This window comes from Streptomyces sp. NPDC050658, from assembly GCF_044457025.1.
Classification (GTDB): domain Bacteria; phylum Actinomycetota; class Actinomycetes; order Streptomycetales; family Streptomycetaceae; genus Streptomyces.
This window is the reverse complement of record NZ_JBITGM010000003.1, coordinates 1-22155: the sequence shown is the minus strand read 5'-3', so window position 1 is coordinate 22155 and position 22155 is coordinate 1. Positions and strand designations below refer to the sequence as shown.

Genomic DNA, 22155 nt, shown 5'->3' with positions numbered 1-22155 from the left:
CGGCCTGTGGCTCCCGGCCGGCCGCCCGATGCCCCGTACGGAAATCGCTCAGGCAGAATCGAGGCCATGAGTGAGCCCCAGCACCCCGTGGCTGAGCCCGAGTACAAGGACCGCACCTTCCGGTCGTCCGGCGGTATCGCCGGTGGCGTCCTGCTGCTCGCCCTCGGCGGCTGGCTCGGCGTCGACGCCGTGATCAGGGGCGAAGGCCGCACTCCGTGGCTCTCGCTCGCCGGTCTCATCCTCGCGGTGCCGATCGTCGTCGCCTTCACCGTGCGCCCCGCCGTGTACGCCAACGAGGACCGGCTGCGCATCCGCAACCCGTTCCGGACGATCACTCTGCCGTGGGCGTCCGTCTCGGGGCTGCGCTCCGGGTACTCGAACGAGGTCTTCACCCAGTCCGGAACCAAGTACCAGCTCTGGGCCATCCCGGTGTCCCTGCGCGGCCGCAAGAAGGCCGCGCGGCGCCAGGCGCAGGGCGCGGCCGCGGGCGACCCGAGCGTGGGGACCGGCGTCAACCGCCGCCCCGGCCACTCCGACCCGCTGCGTGCCGCAGGCGACCAGATCATGGACGACCTGCGCGAGATCTCCGAGCGCAGGGCCTCCGCGGAGTCGGCGCAGGGGGAGCCCGTGGTCCGCTGGAGCTACGAGATCCTCGCTCCGGCTGTCGCGGGGGCGGTGCTGCTCGTGGTGCTGCTGATCATCGGCTAGAGGCCGTCTGCGGAGAGTCCCTCAACCGAGAGCCCGTCTACGGAGGAGCTGTTTGCGGAGGGCACTCCTACGGAGTGCGTCTCTACGGAGGGCCCATCCACGCCAGCAGCATGTGGCCGCCGAATGCCGCCGACGTCACGGCCGCTGCCGCAAGCGCCGTCACGGCGACATGCGTGCGGGCGCGGGCCAGTGCCGCCGCTACCGGGAGGAGCAGCGGGAAGCCGGGGAGCAGGAAGCGGGCGCGCGGGAAGTAGACGCCCTTGCTGCCGAGCACGATGGCCAGCAGCAGCCCCGTGAAGATCAGCAGCGGCAGCGGCTGGCGGTCGCCCACGGACAGGACGAACAGCGCCGCCGACGCGAGCAGCGTCGCCGTCACCATCGCCAGGAACAGCTGGGGCCGTTCGACGGCGAGGAGGTCGTGCATCGTGCGCAGGGTGCCGACGCCGCCGTCCCACTCGTTGTGCCACAGCTTCTGTACGGCGAAATAGCCGTCCCAGCGCCCCAGCCTGGCCCCCACCCAGCCGACGTACGCCAGCCAGCCCAGCGGCGCCACAAGGGCGCCCAGAAGGACGCGGCGGGGGATGCGGCCGCCGGCTCTGCCGCGGCGGTACAGGGCGAGCAGCGCCGTCAGCGAGACGGCCGCCGCGACGGCCGCTCCGGTGGGCCGGGTGAGCCCCGCGAGCGCGGCCAGGGCGCCGGCCCACAGCCAGCGGCCGGTCAGCACGGCGTACAGCGCCCAGGCGGTGAGCGCCGTGAACAGGGACTCCGTGTAGCCCATCCACTGCACGAGCGCCACGGGCAGCGAGCCCCAGAGGGCGGCCAGCAGGACGCCGGTCCTGCGGCCGTACAGGTGGTCGCCCACCGCGAAGATCCCCCACGCGGCGAGGAACGAGCACACTACGGAGATCGCGAGTCCGACCGCGCCGCGCGGTTCGGGGGCAAGGACCTCGCCCGCGCGGACGAGCAGCGGGTAGAGCGGGAAGAACGCCATGTTGTTGGCGTCGAACTGGGTACCCAGGGTGTGCGCGTACCCGTTCTCGGCGATCTTCAGGTACCAGTCGCAGTCCCAGGACTCGGCCAGCAGATGCCAGATGCCCCGGTGCTCGCGGCGGGCCCAGAGGGCGAAGACGACGGCACCGAGAAGGCGTACGGAGCCGTAGGCGAGGAGCGCGGGGGAGGCGTGGCGCAGGGCGCGGGCCGCGCTGGGGGCGGGGCGTCCCGTGGTGCGGCGGCTCCGGGATGCGGTGGCCGCCGGGGCGATGGGCGCCGGGGCGGTGGGCGCCGGGGCGGTGGGCGCCGGGGCGGTCGGGGTCTCGGGGGTCGGTCCGTACGGCACTGCGGCAGCTCCGGGAACGAGAAAGTGCGCTACCGGTCGACCCTTCCTGGGGCGACCGGCAGCGCACCGGAACGCTGCGTCAACTGCCGTACGGGAACCACTCGGACGAATGGCCCCGGGTGGTTCAGATGCCGGCGGCCACCGATCAGATGCCGGCGGCCACCGATCAGATGCCCGCGGCCACCGAAAGGTCCCGCTTGATCGCGGCGAGCAGGTCGGCCGCCTTCGTGCGGGCGTCCGGCAGCGCGGACCTGTCCGCCACCGGGACCACGACCTCCAGGTAGCACTTGAGCTTGGGCTCGGTGCCGCTGGGGCGGACGATGACGCGCGCGCCGTCCAGCGTGTAGCGCAGTCCGTCGGTCGGCGGCAGCTTGTCCGTGCCCTGCGTGAGGTCCTCCGCCTTCGTCACGGCCAGACCCGCTAGCGCCGTCGGCGGCTGCTCGCGCAGCCTGCGCATCGCGTTCGCGATCACGGAGAGGTCCTCCACGCGCACCGACAGCTGGTCCGTGGCGTGCAGACCGTGCTCCACGGCCAGGTCGTCCAGGAGGTCGAGCAGCGTGCGGCCCGCCTCCTTGAGCTCGGACGCCAGCTCCGTCAGGAGCAGCGCCGCCGTGATGCCGTCCTTGTCGCGTACGCCCTCGGGGTCGACGCAGTAGCCGAGCGCCTCTTCGTAGCCGTACCGCAGGCCGTCCACGCGGGCGATCCACTTGAAGCCGGTGAGGGTCTCCTCGTACGGAAGACCCGCCTTCTCGGCGATACGGCCCAGGAGCGACGAGGACACGATCGACTCGGCGAACGTGCCGCGCGCGCCGCGCCGCACGAGGTGCGCCGCCAGGAGCGCGCCCACCTCGTCGCCCCGGAGCATGCGCCAGTCCGCGCCGTCCTTGACGGCGGCGGCGCAGCGGTCCGCGTCCGGGTCGTTGGCGATGATCAGGTCCGGCTCCGCCTCGCGTGCCGTCGCGAAGGCCAGGTCCATCGCGCCCGGCTCCTCCGGGTTGGGGAACGCGACCGTGGGGAAGTCCGGGTCGGGCTCCGCCTGCTCGGCGACGAGGACGGGGGCGGGGAAGCCGGCCCGCGCGAACGCCGCGAGGAGGGTCTCCTTGCCGACGCCGTGCATGGCCGTGTAGACGGTCCGGGCGGTCCGGGGGGACCCCTCGGCCAGGACGGCGCCCGTACGGGCCAGATAGGCGTCCAGGACGGCGTCGGTGAGGGTGTCCCAGCCGGCGTCGGGGCGGGGCACGTCGTCGAGGCCCGCGACCGCGTCGATCTCCGCCGCGATCTCCGCGTCGGCGGGCGGCACGATCTGGGAGCCGTCGCCCAGGTAGACCTTGTAGCCGTTGTCGCGCGGCGGGTTGTGGCTGGCCGTGACCTCCACGCCCGCGACCGCGCCGAGGTGCCGTATGGCGAAGGCGAGCACGGGGGTGGGCAGAGGACGGTTGAGCACCGCGGCGCGGAGGCCCGCGCCGGTCATCACGGCCGCGGTGTCGCGCGCGAAGTCCGCGGACTTGTAGCGGGCGTCATAGCCGACCACTACGGGGCCGTCGGTTTGATTCTTGGACTTGAGATACGCGGCGAGGCCGGCTGCCGCGCGGATGACGACCGCCCGGTTCATCCGCATGGGACCCGCGCCCAGTTCGCCGCGGAGGCCTGCCGTGCCGAACTGCAGGGTGCCGCCGAAGCGCGCCGCCAGTTCGTCGGTGTCCCCGGAGTCGATGAGCTTGGCGAGCTCCTCGCGGGTGTCGGGGTCCGGGTCCTCGGCCAGCCAGGCCTGGGCCCGCGCGATGAGTTCCGAGCTGTCCTGCACGTCTCTTCAGCCTCTCGTGTGCGGCGTCGCTGTCGCTGGTCCTCGGGTACCCCTGCCCCGGCGCTTCGAGCGCCGGGGCGGGAGTTCCGTGTCAGATGCGGCCCAGCACCTGGCCGAGGAGCTCGCCCATGCGGGTGGCGCTGTCGCGGCCCGCCTGGAGGACCTCCTCGTGGTTGAGGGGCTCGCCCGTCATGCCGGCGGCGAGGTTCGTCACCAGGGAGATGCCGAGCACCTCGGCGCCCGCCTCGCGGGCGGCGATCGCCTCGAGGACGGTGGACATGCCCACCAGGTCCGCACCGATCGTGCGGGCCATGTGGATCTCCGCCGGCGTCTCGTAGTGCGGGCCGGGGAACTGGGCGTAGACACCCTCTTCGAGGGAGGGGTCGATCTCCTTGCACAGGGCGCGCAGACGCGGCGAGTACAGGTCCGTGAGGTCGACGAAGTTCGCGCCGACGATCGGGGACGTCGCCGTGAGGTTGAGGTGGTCGCTGATCAGGACCGGCTGGCCGGGGCGCATGCCCTCGCGCAGACCGCCGCAGCCGTTGGTCAGCACGATGGTCTTGCAGCCCGCCGCCACGGCCGTACGCACGCCGTGCGCGACGGCTGCGACACCGCGGCCCTCGTAGTAGTGGGTGCGGCCCAGGAAGACCAGCGCGCGCTTGTCGCCGACCTTGAAGGAGCGGATGCGGCCGCCGTGCCCCGCCACCGCCGGCGGCGGGAAGCCGGGCAGCTCGGTGACCGGGAACTCGGCCTCGGGGGTGCCGAGCGCGTCCACGGCCGGCGCCCAGCCGGAGCCCATCACAAGGGCTACGTCGTGGGTCTCGGCGCCCGTCAGCTCACGCAGGCGCGCGGCGGCGGCGTCGGCGGCGGCGTAGGGGTCGCCCTGGATGTCGTCCGGAATAACTGAAGCGTTCACGCGGACGAGAGTAGCCGCTCGGAGCCTACGCGCGTAGATGACGATGCTCACGGGATTCGGATCGTTGCCTTGTCGTTTCCGACGAAGAGGCTCCGTGGAGGGCGGTCAGGCGTCCGTGACCAGGATGTCCTTGTCGTTGAAGACCTCGACGATGAAGATCAGCAGGCGACCACGACTGACTGTGTACTCCACCAGGATGTTCTGCGTGAGCCGGATCGTGCGGTCGTCTCCGGTGGAACCTATGGGCCGCGACACGGAAAGGAACGGGTCGCGGGCCAGCAAGGCGATGCCCTTGTCGAACGCGGTGCGCTGCTCGTCGTCCAGCCTGTCGCGGGCCGCGGCGGCCTGCACCGTGTAGTAGACGTCGTACGTTGTGGGCACCATGCGCTCTCCCGGTGGTGCGGCGGACTCCCTCAAGTCTAGAAGCCCGGAGGGCTCAGCACGGCCGCTTGCGCAACTCCATCACGTAGTCATGAGGCGCCCCCGCCGACTCCGCCGCGTCGGCCAGCTCGCCCAGATATCGCGCCGACGGAAGGCCGCCCTCGTACCCGTTGAGGACGTACACCCACGCGGGCTCCTCGCCGTCCAGCGTGTGCACGCGCACCCGCATCCGGCGGTAGATGTCCAGGCCCACGCCCTCCCACCGGTCCATGGAGTCCTCGTCCATGGGCGCGATGTCGTACAGGGCGACGAAGACCTGGGAACGGGGGGCCTCCACGATCGTGGCCAGGGCACCCTCCCAGCCCATGTGCTCCCCGCCGAAGGTCAGCCGCCAGCCGTTCAGCCAGCCGGTCTGGCGCAGCGGCGAGTGCGGGGCGCGGCGTGACATGAGCCGCGGATCCAGATTGCCGGCGTACGCGGCGTAGAGCGACATGTGGTCGAGGGTACGGCAGCGGCGCGGTGTGTCTCTCCGGGACGGAAGTGGCCCCGCTGTCGCGGAAGTGCCTCCTCGCGCGGGGTGCCCCACGTTCGGAGGGCCCCGGGGCGAAGCGGCTTGAAGCGTGCGGGACAATGGAGTACGTGACTCGGATCGTGATCATTGGTGGCGGACCCGGCGGATATGAGGCGGCCCTCGTGGCGGCCCAGCTCGGCGCGGAGGTGACCGTCGTCGACTGCGACGGTCTGGGCGGGGCGTCGGTGCTGACCGACTGCGTGCCGTCGAAGACTCTGATCGCGACGGCCGAGGTGATGACCACCTTCGACTCGTCGTACGAAGAGCTGGGGATCATCGTCGCGGACGACACCCCGCACATCGACACCCCCGCGCGCGTGGTGGGCGTCGACCTCGGCAAGGTCAACCGTCGTGTGAAGCGCCTCGCGCTCGCCCAGTCGCACGACATCACCGCGTCCGTCACGCGTGCGGGCGCGCGCGTGCTGCGCGGCCGGGGCCGCCTTGAGGGCCAGCAGGACATCGACGGCTCGCGCAAGGTCGTCGTCCGCGCGGCGGACGGCAGCGAGGAGACCCTCGTCGCGGACGCCGTGCTCATCGCCACCGGCGGTCACCCGCGCGAGGTCCCGGACGCGCTGCCCGACGGCGAGCGCATCCTGAACTGGACCCAGGTCTACGACCTGGACGAGCTCCCCGAGGAGCTCATCGTGGTCGGTTCCGGTGTCACCGGCGCCGAGTTCGCCGGCGCCTACCAGGCCCTCGGATCCAATGTCACCCTCGTGTCGTCCCGTGACCGCGTGCTGCCCGGCGAGGACCCGGACGCCGCCGCCGTCCTGGAGGACGTCTTCCGCCGCCGCGGCATGAACGTCATGTCCCGCTCCCGCGCCGCTTCCGCCAAGCGCGTGGGCGACCGCGTCGAGGTCACCCTCGCCGACGGCCGTGTCATCTCCGGTACGCACTGTCTGATGGCCGTCGGTGCCATCCCGAACAGCAGCGGAATGGGCCTGGAGGAGGCCGGGGTCCGCCTGAAGGACTCGGGGCACATCTGGACCGACAAGGTCTCGCGCACCTCCGCCCCCGGTGTGTACGCCGCGGGTGACGTCACCGGCGTCTTCGCGCTGGCCTCCGTCGCCGCCATGCAGGGCCGCATCGCGATGTACCACTTCCTGGGCGACGCGGTGACGCCGCTGAACCTGAAGACCGTCTCCGCGAACGTCTTCACCGACCCCGAGATCGCCACCGTCGGCTACAGCCAGGCCGACGTCGACGCCGGCAAGATCGACGCCCGCGTGGTCAAGCTGCCGCTGCTGCGCAACCCGCGCGCGAAGATGCAGGGCATCCGCGACGGCTTCGTCAAGATCTTCTGCCGTCCGGGTACGGGCATCGTGGTCGGCGGAGTGGTCGTCGCCCCGCGCGCCTCGGAACTGATCCACCCCATCTCGATCGCGGTCGACAACAATCTGACGGTGGAACAGATCGCGAACGCGTTCACTGTGTACCCGTCACTTTCGGGCTCGATCGCCGAAGTCGCGCGTCAACTTCACACGCGCAAGACGGCCGGCGAGGCCTGAGCACACTCCCGGAGCGGCCCGCCACGTATGGGGCGGGCCGCTCCGGGGTATCAACTCCCCGCAGGTCACAGCCTGTTGTGGAGCATTCTCGGGGCATAGGCGGGGCGGGTAGGCGCGTATACCACTTCCGGTGTTGCCGTGCGAACAACTTCTGTAATTCGGCGCAAACTGCTGAAAGCAGACGGTCGTTGGGGTTACTGTCAGTTTCGTGTTCGCTGCAGAACGTCGCCAATTGATCCTCGAAATGGTGCGGGCCAACGGAGCGGTATCGCTCCGCGAGCTCGCCCGCGTCGTCCAGACCTCCGAAGTGACCGTACGGCGGGACGTGCGCGCGCTGGAGGCAGAAGGACTCCTCGACCGCAGACATGGCGGTGCGGTATTGCCGGGCGGATTCACGCGGGAGTCCGGCTTTCCGCAGAAATCACATCTCGCGACCGCCGAGAAGACGGCCATCGCCGATCTCGCGGCGGGTCTCGTCGAAGAGGGCGAAGCCATCGTCGTCGGGGCGGGTACGACCACGCAGGAGCTGGCCCGCCGGCTCGCGCGGGTGCCCGGCCTGACCGTCGTCACCAACTCCCTGTTGGTGGCACAGGCGTTGGCGCACGCCAACAGGGTGGAAGTCGTCATGACGGGCGGCACCCTGCGCGGGTCCAACTACGCACTGGTGGGCAGCGGGGCCGAACAGTCCCTGCAGGGGCTGCGGGTGTCCCGTGCCTTCCTGTCGGGCAGTGGACTGACCGCCGAACGCGGTCTGTCCACGTCCAACATGCTCTCGGCGAGCGTGGACCGCGCGCTCGTCCAGGCGGCGGCCGAGGTGGTGGTCCTCGCCGACCACACCAAGCTCGGCACCGACACGATGTTCCAGACGGTGCCGACGGACGTCATCACCCGCCTGGTCACCGACGAGCCGCCCAGCCACGACGACCGCGCGGCAACGGAGTTGCAGGCCCTGGCCGACCAGGGCGTGCAGATCGCCGTGGCGGGCGGGAGCGCCGGTCCCACCTCCGGCAATGGGGCGGATCCCGTCCCGGCGCGACAGCCGCGCCGGGACGTGCCCCTGCCGGGCCAGCGCCGCACCCACGGCGGTCACGGCACGGGGTCTCACGGCACGGGGTCCGGTCCGCAGCTGCGCAGCGCCGTCCTCGGGGAGCAGCCGCCCGGAGAGCGGCCCGCGCGGGTCGCCGACCTACGCCGCCGCTGAGTCCGCCGCCGCGGTCCCGGAGTTCGCCGATCCGTCGGGCTTCAGGCCGCGCAGCGTCAGCATCAGCAGGCGGTCGGCCAACTCCGGTTCCTCCGGGGTCTCTTCGGCCGCCAGCGCGATCGCGTTGGTCAGCTGCATGAGGTCGCCGATCGAGACACCGTCGCGTACGGCACCGGCCTGCTGCGCGCGGGTCAGCAGGGCCGAGCCCGCCTCGCGCATCGGTTTGCTGCACCGCGCGAGGGCCGAACTGTCGTCGTGCGACGCGGACATGAGGGCGCGGGACAGGCCGCGGTACTCACCCGCATGAGTGATGATGGCGCGCAGCCACGTCACCAGGGCGGCGCAGGGCTGCGGATCGTCGAGCAGCGCGCGGGAGCGGTCGAGGAGGTCGCTCACCGCCTCTTCGAAGACGGCGCTCATCAGGGCGTGCCGGTTGGGGAAGTGGCGGTAGAGGGTGCCGATGCCCACGTTCGCGTGGCGGGCGATGTCCTCCAGCGAGGCGCTGGTGCCGTGCTCCGCGAAGGCGGCGCGGGCCTCGGTGAGGAGGCGGTCGTAATTGCGGCGCGCGTCGGCTCGCATCGAGCGGGGGCGCGTCTCCTTGGCTGGGGCCATGCCGGTCACTCCCTGAACGTTACGCGTGCCTCAAGGATGCCTGATGGGCGCGGCCCCGCATCGTGCGCACCGTCATCACCGGCTGCGCCGAGTTCGTCCTCAAACGCCGGACGGGCTGAGACTTCCAGCCCGTCCGCCGTCTGCCGGACCGGTCAGTCCTTGATCTCGCAGATCACCGCACCGGAGGTCAGGCTCGCGCCCACCTCCGCCGTCAGGCCCTTGATCGTGCCCGAGCGGTGCGCGTTCAGCGGCTGCTCCATCTTCATGGCCTCAAGGACGACGACGAGGTCGCCCTCCTTGACCTCCTGGCCCTCCTCGACAGCGATCTTGACGATCGTGCCCTGCATCGGGGAGGCCAGCGTGTCGCCGGACGCCGCGGGGCCCGACTTCTTCGCCGCACGGCGCTTGGGACGGGCGCCGCCCGCCGCCGCCGTGCGGGCGATGGTCATGCCGAGGGAGGACGGCAGGGAGACCTCGAGGCGCTTGCCGCCGACCTCGACGACGACCGTCTCGCGGCCCGGCTCCTCGTCCGTCTCGGTGTCCGCGGCGGCGGAGAACGCCGGGATCTCGTTGACGAACTCGGTCTCGATCCAGCGCGTGAAGATCGTGAACGGGTCGTCGGAGCCGGTCAGTTCGGGGGCGAACGCCGGGTCCTTGACGACGGCACGGTGGAACGGGATGGCCGTGGCCATGCCCTCCACGTTGAACTCCGCGAGCGCGCGGGCGGCCCGCTCCAGGGCCTGCTTGCGGGTCGCGCCGGTGACGATCAGCTTGGCGAGGAGCGAGTCCCACGCCGGGCCGATGACCGAGCCGGACTCGACACCCGCGTCCAGGCGGACGCCGGGGCCCGAGGGCGGCGCGAAGGTGGTGACGGTGCCGGGCGCGGGCAGGAAGTTGCGGCCCGGGTCCTCGCCGTTGATGCGGAACTCGAAGGAGTGACCGCGCAGTTCGGGGTCGCCGTAACCCAGCTCCTCGCCGTCGGCGATGCGGAACATCTCGCGTACGAGGTCGATCCCCGTCACCTCTTCGGTGACCGGGTGCTCCACCTGGAGACGGGTGTTGACCTCCAGGAAGGAGATCGTGCCGTCGACGCCGACGAGGAACTCGACGGTGCCCGCGCCCTCGTAGCCGGCTTCCTTGAGGATCGCCTTCGACGCCGCGTACAGCTCGGCGTTCTGCTCGGGCGTCAGGAACGGCGCGGGGGCCTCCTCGACGAGCTTCTGGTGGCGTCGCTGCAGCGAGCAGTCACGGGTCGAGACGACGACCACGTTGCCGTGCTTGTCGGCCAGGCACTGGGTCTCCACGTGCCGCGGCTTGTCCAGGTAGCGCTCCACGAAGCACTCGCCGCGGCCGAACGCGGCCACCGCCTCGCGCACCGCGGAGTCGTACAGCTCCGGGACCTCTTCGAGCGTGCGGGCGACCTTCAGGCCGCGGCCGCCGCCGCCGAACGCGGCCTTGATCGCGATCGGCAGGCCGTGCTCCTCGGCGAAGGCGACGACCTCGTCGGCGCCGGACACCGGGTCGGGCGTGCCGGCCACCAGCGGGGCACCCGCGCGCTGCGCGATGTGCCGGGCGGCGACCTTGTCGCCCAGGTCGCGGATGGCCTGCGGCGGCGGGCCGATCCAGATCAGGCCCGCGTCGAGTACGGCCTGCGCGAAGTCGGCGTTCTCCGAAAGGAAGCCATAACCGGGGTGGACCGCGTCCGCCCCCGCGTCCTTGGCCGCGGCCAGCACCTTGGAGATGTCCAGGTAGCTGGTGGCCGGAGTGTCACCGCCCAGCGCGAACGCCTCATCTGCCGCGCGGACGTGCAGAGCGTCCCGGTCAGGATCTGCGTAGACGGCTACGCTCGCGATCCCAGCGTCCCGGCATGCCCGGGCAACGCGGACAGCGATTTCGCCACGGTTGGCGATGAGCACCTTGCGCACGATGGCTCCCTCCTTGAAACAAGCCGAGTTTAGGGACTGCCGACACGGGCTTACGACCCGTCCCCAATGGTGAGCTTGCCCACACGGAGTGTGATTCGAGGCTCGCTCGCGCCGTGAAATCCCTTGTCGCACCACGGTACGCAGGGTTCCTCTCCGGCAGGCTAACCCCCGGATGTGGTCTAGGTCTCTGTGAGGCAGTGCTGCGGCGGGGCGGCAATCTTTGTGGAGTCCCTACGAATGGCCCAATGATTCTTTGCCTTCGGTACGACCCTTGTCCCGCGGTTTACCCGTTAGTAGCGTTCGCGATGTCTCGCACGTACTAGCGGTAACAGTGGAAGAGGGTGGGCGCCGTGGCGCGTAGACCGGTGGCCTGGGTGGGCGCGATCGTGCTCTTTGCGGAGGCGGTCGGCATCGCACTCCTCAACTGGTTCCTCGGGCTCGTCGTGGACAAGCAGGACATGTCCCTCGCGGGCCTGGACCCGCGCGCCATGACCGTCTCGACCTGGATCGCGGGCGGTCTCTTCGGTCTCTACCTCGCGCTGTGCGGCGTCATCCTGCTGCGCGCCGCGATCGGCGACCGCGCACCCGGCCGCTTCGGGCGGCTGCTCCTGATCAGCGCCGCCGTGGTGCACGGACTGCTGGGGGCGTTCTCCGTCGGCCTGGTCGGCTGGCCCGCGTTCGTCTTCATGATGGTCGTACTCGGACTGATCGTGCTCACCTTGGTCGCGTACGACAAGAAGGAGCGCGGCGAGGCGGACGGGCCGCAGGACGCGAAGGGGCCCGCGGGCAACGGGGCGCCGGAGAACGGGGCCCCGCAGCCCGCCTGAGGGCCGCTGCTAGGCCTTGTCCGGGGCCGTCCACAACTCCGTGATGCCGACGCCGAGTTCGCCCAGCAGACGGCGGAACAGGGGCAGCGAGAGGCCGATCACGTTGCCGTGGTCGCCCTCGATGCCGTCGATGAACGGTGCGGAGCGGCCGTCCAGCGTGAACGCGCCCGCCACATGCAGCGGTTCGCCGCTCGCGACGTACGCGGCGATCTCCGCGTCCGTGGGGTCGCCGAAGCGTACGACGGTGGACGCGACCGCCGACGCGTGCCGCCCGGACACCGTGTCGTACACGCTGTGTCCGGTCTGCAGTACACCCGCGCGCCCGCGCATGGACTTCCAGCGGGCGGTGGCCTCCTCGGCGTCCGCGGGCTTGCCGAGGGCCTCGCCGTCCAGCTCCAGGACGGAGTCGCACCCGACGACGAGCGCGCCCTTCGCGTCCGGCCGCGCGGAGACGACCGACGCCTTGGCCTCGGCCAGGGCGAGCGCGAGGGCGGCGGGGGTCGGTGCGTGGACGGCGTCCTCGTCGACACCGCTGACGATCACCTCGGGGGTGAGACCGGCCTGACGCAGCAGACCGAGCCGTGCGGGCGACTTGGAGGCGAGGACGAGCCGGCGGGGGGCTCGGGACTGATCACTCATGCCGTCAGGTTAGCGAGGCCGCGTGGCCCTCAGTGGATGCCCAGGACGAACATGGCGATGACCATCGCCAGGGCTAGGACTAGCCCCGCACGGCGCATCTTCGCCTGCATGTCCCGCATGTCCTTGGGCGGGTTGTTCTCCGGGTCGGACCACAGCATGCACTGATAGTGCTGGCGGTGACGCCGGGGCGCCTGAGTACGCGTACTCAGGCGCCCCGGCCCGTACCGCTCATTTCTGTGGTGTCTACACGGGCCAGTACGTGCGGCCCCATGCCGTCGGCCCCGGCGCGGGCAGCCGGTCGCGGGCCACCCGTGCGGGATCGGCCCAGGCGTCGAGGACCGCGGGCGCGCCGGACGGCTGGTTCGCGACCGCCGCGGCGCGCGCCTGGACCACCGCCAGCGCGGCGGCCAGCTCCTCCGGGGTCGGATTGCCCCGTACGACCTTGATCATGAGTGGTCTCCTTGCCGGGACGCGGCCTACAGGGGGATGTTGCCGTGCTTCTTCGGGGGAAGGCTTTCCCGCTTCGTACGCAGCTGACGCAGCCCGCGGACGAGGTGCGAGCGGGTCTCCGACGGCATGACCACGGCGTCGATGTAACCGCGCTCGGCGGCCGTGTACGGGTTGAGGAGGGTGTCCTCGTACTCCTGGATCAGGCGCGCGCGGGTCTCCTCGGCGTCTCCGGCGGCCTCGGCGGCGGCCAGCGTCTTGCGGTGCAGGATGTTCACCGCGCCCTGCGCGCCCATCACCGCGATCTGCGCGGTCGGCCAGGCCAGGTTGATGTCGGCGCCCAGGTGCTTGGAGCCCATGACGTCGTACGCGCCGCCGAACGCCTTGCGGGTGATCACCGTGATCAGCGGAACCGTCGCCTCCGCGTACGCGTAGATCAGCTTCGCGCCGCGCCGGATGATGCCCGTGTGCTCCTGCTCGACGCCCGGCAGGAAGCCCGGCACGTCGACGAAGGTGATCACCGGGACGTTGAACGCGTCGCAGGTGCGGACGAACCGGGCGCCCTTCTCGGACGCGTCGATGTTCAGGCAACCCGCGAACTGCGTCGGCTGGTTGGCGACGATGCCGACCGGGCGGCCCTCGATCCGGCCGAAGCCGGTGAGGATGTTCGGCGCGAACAGCGGCTGCGTCTCGAAGAACTCGGCGTCGTCCAGGACGTGTTCGATCACCGTGTGCATGTCGTACGGCTGGTTCGCGCTGTCCGGGATCAGCGTGTCGAGCTCGCGGTCCTCGTCCGTGAGCTCCAGGTCCGCCTCCTCGGGGAAGGCGGGCGGCTCGCTGAGGTTGTTCGAAGGCAGGTAGGAGAGAAGGGACTTGACGTACTCGATCGCGTCCTTCTCGTCGCCCGCCATGTGGTGCGCGACACCGGACGTGGCGTTGTGGGTGCGGGCGCCGCCCAGCTCCTCGAAGCCGACGTCCTCGCCCGTGACCGTCTTGATGACGTCAGGGCCGGTGATGAACATGTGGCTGGTCTGGTCGACCATGACCGTGAAGTCGGTGATCGCGGGGGAGTAGACCGCACCGCCCGCGCAGGGACCGACGACCAGGCTGATCTGCGGGATCACACCGGAGGCATGCGTGTTCCTGCGGAAGATCTCCCCGTACATCCCGAGGGCCATGACGCCCTCCTGGATGCGGGCGCCGCCGGAGTCGTTGATGCCGATGACCGGGCAGCCGGTCTTCAGCGCGAAGTCCATGACCTTGACGATCTTCTGCCCGAAGACCTCGCCGAGCGCGCCGCCGAAGACGGTGAAGTCCTGCGAGAACACGGCCACCGGACGGCCGTCGACGGTGCCGTAACCGGTCACCACGCCGTCGCCGTAAGGGCGGTTGCTCTCCAGGCCGAAGTTGGTCGAGCGGTGCTGCGCGAACTCGTCGAACTCGACGAAGGAGCCCTCGTCCAGAAGCAGGTCGATCCGCTCACGGGCCGTCAACTTGCCCTTCGCGTGCTGCTTCTCGACCGCGCGCGCGGAGCCGGCGTGCTTGGCCTCCTCGATACGGCGCTGCAAATCGGCGAGTTTGCCCGCAGTCGTATGGATGTCGATACCGGCGGTGGCGGCGGTGGTGTTCTCGGTATCGCTTGCGGCGCTGGGCACGGGCACGTTGGGCTCTTCCGGCTCGGACATAGGGATGCGGCTCCCTGCCTGCTCAAAGGGGCGACTGGCGGCTTGCGGCTGCGGTGACTCGCTGGCTACTGACTCGTAGGGTATCGGCGCGCATACAGATCGGCAGTGCGGCGTTTACCACACCTAAGGTGGCTTGCATGACGCCGCGAGATGCAGCAGACGACGCTTCCGACACTCCTGATGGCACCCCCGATGGCACCCCTGATGGCGCCCCCGACGACAACCGCTGGTCGGACCTCGAACGGCCACCGCTGAACGCCGCGTCGCTGCGGCGGGCGCTGGTACGGGAGGGGGGCCTGTGGACGTCCCTGGACGTGGTGCCCGCCACCGGGTCCACCAACACCGACCTCGCCGCCCGCGCGGACGAGCTGCCCGAGGGCGCGGTCCTCGTCGCCGAGGAGCAGAGCTCGGGGCGCGGCCGCCTCGACCGCCACTGGTCGGCGCCGCCCCGTTCCGGGCTCTTCTTCTCCGTCCTCCTGAAGCCGGGGGACGCGGTGCCGGCCGAGCGCTGGGGGTGGCTGCCGCTGCTCACCGGGGTGGCCGTCGCCACCGGGCTCTCGCGCGCCGCCGGCGTGGACACGGCCCTCAAGTGGCCGAACGACCTGCTCGTGACCGTGGACGGGGAGGAGCGCAAGGCGGGCGGCATCCTCGCGGAGCGTGCGGGCCACGGCGGTGTCGTGGTGGGCGTAGGAATCAACGTCACGCTGCGGGCGGACGAGCTGCCGGTCCCCGGAGCGGGCTCGCTGGCACTGGCCGGGGCGGGGGCGACGGACCGTGATCCGCTGCTGCGGGCCGTGCTGCGGTCCCTGGAGCAGTGGTACGGCGACTGGACCGCCGCCGGTGGCGACCCCGCGGCCTCCCGCCTCCAGGAGACCTACGCCGCGGGCTGCGCGACGCTGGGCCGCAAGGTCAGGGCGGAACTGCCGGGCGACCGCTCGATCACGGGGGAGGCGGTGGCAGTGGACGGCGACGGCCGCCTGGTGCTGGCGACGGGGGAGGGCGTGCAGCAGCCGGTGGGGGCGGGGGACATCGTGCATTTGCGGGGCGTGTAGGGGATTCGGCGCGCCCCCACCCTTGCCTTCGCTGTGGGCAGGCGTTCCGCAGGGCGGAACGGGTGGGCACAGCCCAAAGCGCCGGGCCAGCGATTCAGTCGGGGGAGGGGTCAGGGGGAGGCGGAGGGACCCAGCCCTTCAGCCTCCCCCCGCAGACACACGGTCCAAGGCGCCCCCGCCAGGCGTGAGCTGGGGCACACCTGCCGTAAAGTTGACGCCGGTCGATACCTGACCGCGGCAGATCGGAAGGGCAGCAGGCGTGACCGTCGACGAGGGCTCCGAGCCGCCCGAGCCGCCTCCCACGGCGTCCGGGGTCGGCGACGTCGGCAACGGCAACGTCGGCAACGTCGACGTGGACGTGGACGAGAAGTCCGACCCGGAGAAGGATCCGCTCGCCCTGCGCCTCGAAGGCCTCATCCTCGGCGCCGACCGCCGCTACACCCCGTTCCAGGCGGCCCGCAGCGCCGGTGTCTCCATGGAGCTGGCCTCCCGCTTCTGGCGGGCCATGGGCTTCCCGGACATCGGCCAGGCCAAGGCACTCACCGAGGCGGACGTGCTCGCCCTGCGCCGCCTCGCGGGACTCGTCGAGGCGGGGCTGCTCAGCGAGGCGATGGCGGTCCAGGTGGCCCGGTCCACCGGGCAGACCACCGCCCGCCTGGCCGAATGGCAGATCGACTCCTTCCTGGAGGGCCTGACGGAGCCGCCCGAGCCGGGCATGACGCGTACCGAAGTGACGTACCCGTTGATAGAGCTTCTCCTGCCCGAGCTGGAGGAGTTCCTCGTCTACGTGTGGCGGCGCCAGCTCGCCGCCGCCACCGGACGCGTCGTGCAGGCCGCCGACGACGAGGAGATGGTCGACCGGCGGCTCGCCGTCGGATTCGCCGATCTCGTCGGCTTCACGCGGCTCACCCGCCGCATGGAGGAAGAGGAACTCGGCGAACTCGTCGAGGCCTTCGAGACCACCGCCGCCGACCTCGTCGCCGCGCACGGCGGACGGCTCATCAAGACCCTGGGCGACGAAGTCCTGTACGCGGCCGACGACGCGGGCACCGCCGCCGAGATCGCCCTGCGTCTCATCGAGACCATGGCCAACGACGAGACCATGCCCGAACTGCGCGTGGGCATCGCCTTCGGGACCGTCACGACGCGCATGGGCGATGTCTTCGGTACGACGGTGAACCTCGCGAGCCGGCTGACGTCGATAGCGCCTCGGGACGCCGTTCTCGTGGACGGCGCCTTCGCCGAGGAGCTGACCAGGACCGGGGAAGCGCCCGCCTCCGAGACGGAGGCGGCGGAGGCCGCTGCCGCCGCCGAGAAGGAGGGGGCCGAGCCGCCTTCCTACCGTTTCGCGCTGCAGCCCATGTGGCAGCGGCCGGTGCGCGGACTCGGCGTCGTCGAGCCCTGGCTCCTTGCCCGACGGGGCTGAGGCCGCCTTCCGCGCGGGCCGGAAATCCGGAGCGCCTTCCCGGCGGCCGGACGCGGTGGCATGATCGGCGCGTGCTCGGTAACGAGCGTTAACCGGACGTGGAGGAACGCATGGGCGGCGAGCAGCGGTACGGGGAATTCGTCGGGGTCAGGCGGCACGCCCACGTCGCCGAGCTCGTCCTTGACCGGCCCAAGGCCATGAACGCGGTCTCCACGGAGATGGCCCGCTCCATCGGCTCCGCCTGCGCCGCCCTGGGGGAGGACCGTGACGTACGCGTCGTCGTGCTCACCTCCACCCACGAGCGGGCCTTCTGTGTCGGCGCCGACCTGAAGGAGCGCAACTCGTTCTCGGACGCGGAGCTGGTGCGGCAGCGCCCCACCGCGCGGGGCGCCTACACCGGCGTACTCGAACTGCCCGTGCCGACCGTCGCCGCCGTGCACGGCTTCGCGCTCGGCGGCGGCTTCGAGCTCGCGCTCGCCTGCGACATCATCGTCGCCGACCCGACCGCCGTGGTCGGCCTCCCCGAGGTGTCGGTGGGCGTCATTCCGGGCGGTGGCGGTACGCAGCTGCTGCCGCGCCGGGTGGGGGCGGCCAGGGCCGCCGAGCTGGTGTTCACCGCGCGGCGCGTGGAGGCGGGCGAGGCGCGGGAGTTGGGCCTCGTCGACCAGCTGGTGGGCGAGGGCGACGACCGTACCGAAGCGCTGGCGCTCGCCGCGCGGATCGCGGGCAACTCGCCCGTCGGCCTGCGCGCCGCCAAGCGCGCCCTGCGCCTGGGGCACGGTCTCGACCTGCGGGCGGGTCTGGAGGTCGAGGACGCAGCCTGGCGGTCGGTGGCCTTCTCCGGTGACCGGGCCGAGGGTGTCGCCGCGTTCAACGAGAAGCGGAAGCCGGAGTGGCCGGGGGAGTGAGGCGGGGCGGTCCGGCCGGGCGGCTCTGTACTCTGCGTAACGTTTCGATCGCCCAAAATGTCCCGAATCTCCTAGCCTAGGGAGATGGGAGAGGAAGTCCGGCTGCGGGCCGTGGTCGAGCTTGCGCAGGGGATGGCCGCCGCGCACACGCCGCGCGAGTCCTGGCGGGCGGCGGCCGTCGGTGCCCGCCGCGCGCTGTCCGGCAGTTTCGCGGCGCTGTCCGTCTGGGAGCGGGACCTGGGGCGGCTGCGGGTCCTCGTGAACGTCGGCGAACGCGCCGAGGGCGAGGAAGAGTTCCCGGAGGGCGAGTCCTATCCGGTGCACGAGTTCCCCGAGATCACCGAGTTCCTGCACGAGCGCTGGGCGGGCGGCGGCGCGCCGCACGCCTGGGTCGAGACGGCGGTCGGGCCCGCGGACGAGGGCTCGCCCGGCTACTGCCATCAGCGCGTCGCCGCCCTGCGCAGGCGCGGCCGCGGCTGCTGCGTCGTCGCGCCGATCGTGCTGCACGGGCGGGCCTGGGGCGAGCTGTATGTGGCGCGACCGGTGGGAGCGCCGGTCTTCGACCGCGCGGACGCGGACTTCGCGACCGTCCTCGCTTCGGTCGTGGCCGCGGGCATCGCGCAGACCGAGCGCCTTGAGGAGGCCCGCCGGCTCGCCTTCACCGACTCGCTGACCGGCCTCGCCAACCGGCGCGCGGTCGACCTCCGGCTCGACGAGGCGGTGGCGCGGCACCGGGCGGAGGGCGTCGTGGTGAGCCTGGTCGTCTGCGACGTCAACGGCCTCAAGCGGGTCAACGACACCCTGGGGCACGCCGTCGGCGACCGGCTGCTCGAACGTTTCGGCTCGGTGCTCTCGCTGTGCGGGGCGATGCTGCCGGGGACGCTGTCGGCGCGGCTCGGCGGCGACGAGTTCTGCCTCCTCTCGGTGGGTCCGACCGCCGATGAGGTGGTGCGGGTCGCGGATGAACTCTGCGTACGGGCCGCCGAGTTGGAGCTCGGTGACGGTGTCGCCTGCGGGGTCGCCTCGACGGAGGACCGCATCGGCGAGGTCCGCACGGGCCGCCGCCTGTTCCGCCTCGCGGACGCCGCCCAGTACCGCGCGAAGGCGGCACGCTCGGCGAAGCCCGTGGTGGCGGGCCGTGAGGGCGCGGACGACCCGGTGGTCCGGCTGGCGGACTCGCAGGGGGCGCTTCCCGCGGGGGAGCGGCGGAGGTTCCGCGGGCGCGGGGGGTCCTGAGGACTTCCGGCCCCTGGTCGTGTCCATGATCGGGTTAGGGTGTGGCGCCCGAGATGCGGGTTGCGCGAGGCCTCGCGAGTGCGTAAGGCCCTACAGGGGAGCGGACGTTGAGCGATCAGAGGTATGGGTATCCGGTGGGTGGGGCGGATGCTTATGGGGGGCAGTACGGGGAGCCGTACGGGGATCCCCATGGGGGTGCGTATGGGGATCCGGGTTCGTACGGAGGCCACCCGCCCCAGCCCGGCCACCCCGCACCCCCGACGCCGCCGGCGGCCCCCCGCACCGCCCGTGACGCCGCCGCCCAACCCCTCGGCCTCGCCCGCCGGTTCGGCACCCCGAACCGGCCCGGTGCCATCGAGGACCGGACCATCGGCGCGCTGCAGACGGGGCGGACGCTGCTCGGTCTCGTCGCGACCGTGTGGCTGGTGTTCGCCTATCCGCTGCGGCAGGGGCGGGAGGAGTTCGTGATGGGCAAGATCGAGGACCTGCTCATCGCCGCCGCGTTCGCGGTCGTCGCGATCCTCGTGGCCAGCGCCCTCTTCATAGGCTTCGCCCACTCCTCCCTGCGCCGCGTCTATCTGCGCCGCACCACGCAGCCGCTGGGCACGCTGCTCGCCCTCGCGGCCGGCATCGGCGTGCTGTGGGTGTGCTGGTACGTGCTCCGCGAGGGGCTCGGGCTCACCGACAACCAGGGGCCGTGGTTGCTGATCCTCTTCTACTACCTGCTCTCGTTCGCCGCGGGCCTGGCCGCGATCGTCGGCATCCTGGTCGGCCTGCTCTACACCATCGCGCTCCTCGTCTACGCCGTGAACAGCTGCTTCCGCGCGGGCGCCATCCATGAACTCCTGCCGCCCGTGCTCTCTCCCGTACTGCTGTGGGGCCTGGCCGCGCTCCAGTTCTTCGACGACGCGGCCGTGGCCGCGCCGCCCGCCGTCCTGTACGCGTTCATGCTCGGGGCGCCGGTGTCGGTGACCGCGCTCTCGGTGTGGGAGGTGGTCAGGCTGCGCGGGCGGCACGGGATCACGTTGCGGGGGGCCTTGGGGCGGGGCTGAGGCGGGGGCGGCGGGGAAGTCGGGGCGGCCCCGAGCTGCGGTAAGAGGCTGAGACCGCACTCACCCGTGACATGTGGCGATTCAATCCGTACGCTGCTGAATATGGATATGCACACCGTGGTCCTGGGGACGTCCGGGACAACCGCAGCGGACGTCATCGCCGTCGCGCGCGGCAACGCCCGTATCGAGCTGTCGGCCGAGGCCGTCTCCGCCCTGGAGACGGCCCGCGAGATCGTCGACGCCCTCGCGGCCAAGCCGGAGCCCGTCTACGGCGTATCGACCGGCTTCGGCGCCCTCGCCAGCCGGCACATCGGCCCGGACCTCCGCGCCCAGCTGCAGCGCAACATCGTCCGCTCGCACGCGGCCGGGATGGGCCCGCGCGTCGAGCGCGAGGTGGTCCGCGCCCTGATGTTCCTGCGCCTGAAGACGGTCTGCTCCGGGCACACCGGGGTGCGCCCCGAAGTGGCCCAGACGATGGCCGACGTACTGAACGCGGGCATCACGCCCGTCGTCCACGAGTACGGCTCGCTCGGCTGCTCCGGCGACCTGGCCCCGCTCAGCCACTGTGCGCTCGCGCTGATGGGCGAGGGCGACGTCGAGGGCCCCGACGGTGAGCTGAGGCCGGCGGGCGAGCTGCTCGCCGCGCACGGCATCACGCCGGTCGAGCTGCGCGAGAAGGAGGGCCTTGCCCTCCTGAACGGCACGGACGGCATGCTCGGCATGCTGCTCATGGCGCTCGCCGACCTCGACGCCCTCTACAAGTCCGCCGACGTCACGGCCGCGCTGACCCTGGAGGCGCTGCTCGGCACCGACAAGGTCCTCGCGCCCGAGCTGCACGCCATCCGCCCGCACCCGGGCCAGGCCGCGTCCGCCGCCAACATGCTTGCCGTACTTGCCGGTTCGGGCCTCACCGGCCACCACCAGGACGACGCGCCGCGCGTCCAGGACGCGTACTCGGTGCGGTGTGCTCCGCAGGTCGCGGGCGCGGGCCGGGACACGATGGCGCACGCGCGCCTCGTCGCCGAGCGCGAGCTGGCTTCGGCGGTCGACAACCCCGTCGTGCTGCCGGACGGGCGGGTGGAATCCAACGGCAACTTCCATGGCGCCCCGGTCGCGTACGTCCTGGACTTCCTCGCCATCGCGGCGGCGGACCTGGGCTCGATCGCGGAGCGGCGGACGGACCGGTTGCTGGACAAGAACCGCTCGCACGGCCTGCCGCCGTTCCTCGCGGACGACGCGGGTGTCGACTCGGGCCTGATGATCGCCCAGTACACGCAGGCCGCGCTGGTCAGCGAGCTGAAGCGGCTGGCGGTGCCCGCCTCCGCCGACTCCATCCCGTCCTCCGCGATGCAGGAGGACCATGTGTCGATGGGCTGGTCGGCGGCGCGGAAACTCCGTACGGCCGTCGACAACCTGACCCGCATCGTCGCCATCGAGCTGTACGCGGCCACCCGCGCGATCGAACTCCGCGAGGGCCTCACTCCAGCTCCCGCGAGCCGCGCGGTCATCGAGGCGGTCCGCAAGGCGGGCGTCCAGGGCCCGGGCCCGGACCGTTTCCTCGCGCCGGATCTGGCGGCGGCGGACGAGTTCGTGCGGACGGGGGCGCTGGTGGCGGCTGTTGAGGGGGTCGTGGGGGAGCTGGCGTAGCGGCGTCGAGAGGGGCGCTGTCACAGCGGAGGGGGGGGGGGGGCCCCCCGGACCCCCCCCCCCCCCCCCAAAAAGCCCCCCCCCCCCCGGGCCGCGCCCCCCCCCCCCCCCCCCCCCCCCCCCAACCCCCCCCCCCCCCCCCGGGGCGGGCCCCCCCCCCCCCCCCCCCGGCCCCCCCCCCCGCGGGCGGGCCCCCCCCCGCTCCGGGGTATCAACTCCCCGCAGGTCACAGCCTGTTGTGGAGCATTCTCGGGGCATAGGCGGGGCGGGTAGG

21 protein-coding genes are annotated in these 22155 nt (G+C 71.9%); 10 read left to right on the top strand and 11 right to left on the bottom strand.

Annotation, left to right across the window (positions count from 1 at the left end; genetic code table 11):
- Nucleotides 1-66 precede the first annotated feature (66 nt).
- Nucleotides 67-708, top strand: a complete 642-nt coding sequence (locus ACIBKX_RS11595) for a PH domain-containing protein (protein WP_363277238.1) — start codon at nt 67-69, stop codon at nt 706-708.
- 82 nt (nt 709-790) lie between these two features.
- Here ACIBKX_RS11595 and ACIBKX_RS11590 read toward each other — a convergent pair whose 3' ends face one another.
- The 5 genes from ACIBKX_RS11590 to ACIBKX_RS11570 all read right to left on the bottom strand — a co-directional run bounded on the left by ACIBKX_RS11590 (nt 791) and on the right by ACIBKX_RS11570 (nt 5638).
- Nucleotides 791-2044, bottom strand: a complete 1254-nt coding sequence (locus ACIBKX_RS11590) for a glycosyltransferase family 39 protein (RefSeq protein ID WP_399375739.1) — start codon at nt 2042-2044, stop codon at nt 791-793.
- A gap of 166 nt (nt 2045-2210) precedes the next feature.
- Entirely contained in the window at nt 2211-3848 is a 1638-nt protein-coding gene (locus ACIBKX_RS11585; protein ID WP_363277239.1) for a phospho-sugar mutase, read from the bottom strand.
- Between the two features lie 91 nt (nt 3849-3939).
- Nucleotides 3940-4764, bottom strand: a complete 825-nt coding sequence (locus ACIBKX_RS11580; protein ID WP_363277240.1) for a purine-nucleoside phosphorylase — start codon at nt 4762-4764, stop codon at nt 3940-3942.
- Between the two features lie 105 nt (nt 4765-4869).
- Nucleotides 4870-5148, bottom strand: a complete 279-nt coding sequence (locus ACIBKX_RS11575; protein WP_363277241.1) for a hypothetical protein — start codon at nt 5146-5148, stop codon at nt 4870-4872.
- Between the two features lie 52 nt (nt 5149-5200).
- Nucleotides 5201-5638, bottom strand: coding sequence for a gamma-glutamylcyclotransferase (locus ACIBKX_RS11570; RefSeq protein WP_135334523.1), 438 nt, complete (start codon nt 5636-5638; stop codon nt 5201-5203).
- Between the two features lie 137 nt (nt 5639-5775).
- Here ACIBKX_RS11570 and ACIBKX_RS11565 point away from each other — a divergent pair, with 137 nt between their 5' ends.
- Both ACIBKX_RS11565 and ACIBKX_RS11560 read left to right on the top strand, forming a co-directional pair.
- A complete protein-coding gene (locus tag ACIBKX_RS11565; protein ID WP_363277242.1) occupies nt 5776-7224 on the top strand; it encodes an NAD(P)H-quinone dehydrogenase in 1449 nt (482 codons plus the stop codon).
- A 208-nt stretch (nt 7225-7432) separates the two neighbouring features.
- The gene (locus ACIBKX_RS11560) at nt 7433-8425 is read left to right on the top strand and encodes a DeoR/GlpR family DNA-binding transcription regulator (RefSeq protein WP_363277243.1); all 993 of its coding nucleotides are present in this window, start codon (nt 7433-7435) and stop codon (nt 8423-8425) included.
- On the opposite strand, the gene ACIBKX_RS11555 is transcribed toward ACIBKX_RS11560, so the two are convergent.
- Both ACIBKX_RS11555 and ACIBKX_RS11550 read right to left on the bottom strand, forming a co-directional pair.
- Complete coding sequence (locus ACIBKX_RS11555; protein WP_363277251.1) at nt 8411-9004, bottom strand: helix-turn-helix domain-containing protein; 594 nt, start codon at nt 9002-9004, stop codon at nt 8411-8413. The two genes, ACIBKX_RS11560 and ACIBKX_RS11555, sit on opposite strands and share 15 nt — an antisense overlap.
- 185 nt (nt 9005-9189) lie before the next feature.
- A complete protein-coding gene (locus ACIBKX_RS11550) occupies nt 9190-10962 on the bottom strand; it encodes a biotin carboxylase N-terminal domain-containing protein (RefSeq protein ID WP_363277244.1) in 1773 nt (590 codons plus the stop codon).
- A 350-nt stretch (nt 10963-11312) separates the two neighbouring features.
- Between ACIBKX_RS11550 and ACIBKX_RS11545 the strand changes: the two genes are divergently transcribed.
- Nucleotides 11313-11789, top strand: coding sequence for a hypothetical protein (locus ACIBKX_RS11545; protein WP_363277245.1), 477 nt, complete (start codon nt 11313-11315; stop codon nt 11787-11789).
- 9 nt (nt 11790-11798) lie between these two features.
- On the opposite strand, the gene ACIBKX_RS11540 is transcribed toward ACIBKX_RS11545, so the two are convergent.
- From ACIBKX_RS11540 to ACIBKX_RS11525, 4 genes are all read right to left on the bottom strand, one after another.
- Nucleotides 11799-12428, bottom strand: coding sequence for a nucleoside triphosphate pyrophosphatase (locus ACIBKX_RS11540; RefSeq protein WP_363277246.1), 630 nt, complete (start codon nt 12426-12428; stop codon nt 11799-11801).
- Nucleotides 12429-12457: 29 nt separating this feature from the next.
- Nucleotides 12458-12586 (bottom strand): morphogenic membrane protein MmpB, encoded by a 129-nt coding sequence (mmpB, locus tag ACIBKX_RS11535; RefSeq protein ID WP_276314365.1) that lies wholly within the window; start codon nt 12584-12586, stop codon nt 12458-12460.
- An 85-nt stretch (nt 12587-12671) separates the two neighbouring features.
- Entirely contained in the window at nt 12672-12878 is a 207-nt protein-coding gene (locus ACIBKX_RS11530; protein WP_363275924.1) for an acyl-CoA carboxylase subunit epsilon, read from the bottom strand.
- 26 nt (nt 12879-12904) lie between these two features.
- The gene (locus ACIBKX_RS11525; protein WP_363275925.1) at nt 12905-14560 is read right to left on the bottom strand and encodes an acyl-CoA carboxylase subunit beta; all 1656 of its coding nucleotides are present in this window, start codon (nt 14558-14560) and stop codon (nt 12905-12907) included.
- 137 nt (nt 14561-14697) lie between these two features.
- Between ACIBKX_RS11525 and ACIBKX_RS11520 the strand changes: the two genes are divergently transcribed.
- From ACIBKX_RS11520 to hutH, 6 genes are all read left to right on the top strand, one after another.
- Complete coding sequence (locus ACIBKX_RS11520; protein ID WP_363275926.1) at nt 14698-15612, top strand: biotin--[acetyl-CoA-carboxylase] ligase; 915 nt, start codon at nt 14698-14700, stop codon at nt 15610-15612.
- A 352-nt stretch (nt 15613-15964) separates the two neighbouring features.
- Entirely contained in the window at nt 15965-17038 is a 1074-nt protein-coding gene (locus tag ACIBKX_RS11515; RefSeq protein ID WP_363276013.1) for an adenylate/guanylate cyclase domain-containing protein, read from the top strand.
- A gap of 110 nt (nt 17039-17148) precedes the next feature.
- Complete coding sequence (locus tag ACIBKX_RS11510; protein WP_363275927.1) at nt 17149-17946, top strand: enoyl-CoA hydratase-related protein; 798 nt, start codon at nt 17149-17151, stop codon at nt 17944-17946.
- Between the two features lie 84 nt (nt 17947-18030).
- Nucleotides 18031-19182 carry a diguanylate cyclase domain-containing protein gene (locus tag ACIBKX_RS11505; RefSeq protein ID WP_363275928.1) on the top strand — a complete coding sequence of 384 codons (1152 nt, stop codon included), beginning with the start codon at nt 18031-18033 and terminating at the stop codon, nt 19180-19182.
- A 107-nt stretch (nt 19183-19289) separates the two neighbouring features.
- Complete coding sequence (locus ACIBKX_RS11500) at nt 19290-20234, top strand: hypothetical protein (protein ID WP_363275929.1); 945 nt, start codon at nt 19290-19292, stop codon at nt 20232-20234.
- A gap of 102 nt (nt 20235-20336) precedes the next feature.
- On the top strand, nt 20337-21881 hold the full coding sequence (hutH, locus tag ACIBKX_RS11495; protein ID WP_363275930.1) for a histidine ammonia-lyase: 1545 nt from the start codon (nt 20337-20339) through the stop codon (nt 21879-21881).
- Nucleotides 21882-22155: the final 274 nt, after the last annotated feature.

Excerpts from the sequence above, each read along its gene's own strand:
- ACIBKX_RS11555 (WP_363277251.1), bottom strand. The coding sequence starts at position 9,004 with ATGCGAGCCGACGCGCGCCGCAATTACGACCGCCTCCTCACCGAGGCC.
- ACIBKX_RS11575 (WP_363277241.1), bottom strand. The coding sequence starts at position 5,148 with ATGGTGCCCACAACGTACGACGTCTACTACACGGTGCAGGCCGCCGCG.
- ACIBKX_RS11540 (WP_363277246.1), bottom strand. The coding sequence starts at position 12,428 with ATGAGTGATCAGTCCCGAGCCCCCCGCCGGCTCGTCCTCGCCTCCAAG.
- ACIBKX_RS11570 (WP_135334523.1), bottom strand. The coding sequence starts at position 5,638 with ATGTCGCTCTACGCCGCGTACGCCGGCAATCTGGATCCGCGGCTCATG.
- ACIBKX_RS11565 (WP_363277242.1), top strand. The coding sequence starts at position 5,776 with ATGGAGTACGTGACTCGGATCGTGATCATTGGTGGCGGACCCGGCGGA.
- hutH (WP_363275930.1), top strand. The coding sequence starts at position 20,337 with ATGGATATGCACACCGTGGTCCTGGGGACGTCCGGGACAACCGCAGCG.
- ACIBKX_RS11595 (WP_363277238.1), top strand. The coding sequence starts at position 67 with ATGAGTGAGCCCCAGCACCCCGTGGCTGAGCCCGAGTACAAGGACCGC.
- mmpB (WP_276314365.1), bottom strand. The coding sequence starts at position 12,586 with ATGCTGTGGTCCGACCCGGAGAACAACCCGCCCAAGGACATGCGGGAC.
- ACIBKX_RS11510 (WP_363275927.1), top strand. The coding sequence starts at position 17,149 with ATGGGCGGCGAGCAGCGGTACGGGGAATTCGTCGGGGTCAGGCGGCAC.
- ACIBKX_RS11505 (WP_363275928.1), top strand. The coding sequence starts at position 18,031 with ATGGGAGAGGAAGTCCGGCTGCGGGCCGTGGTCGAGCTTGCGCAGGGG.
- ACIBKX_RS11525 (WP_363275925.1), bottom strand. The coding sequence starts at position 14,560 with ATGTCCGAGCCGGAAGAGCCCAACGTGCCCGTGCCCAGCGCCGCAAGC.
- ACIBKX_RS11520 (WP_363275926.1), top strand. The coding sequence starts at position 14,698 with ATGACGCCGCGAGATGCAGCAGACGACGCTTCCGACACTCCTGATGGC.
- ACIBKX_RS11530 (WP_363275924.1), bottom strand. The coding sequence starts at position 12,878 with ATGATCAAGGTCGTACGGGGCAATCCGACCCCGGAGGAGCTGGCCGCC.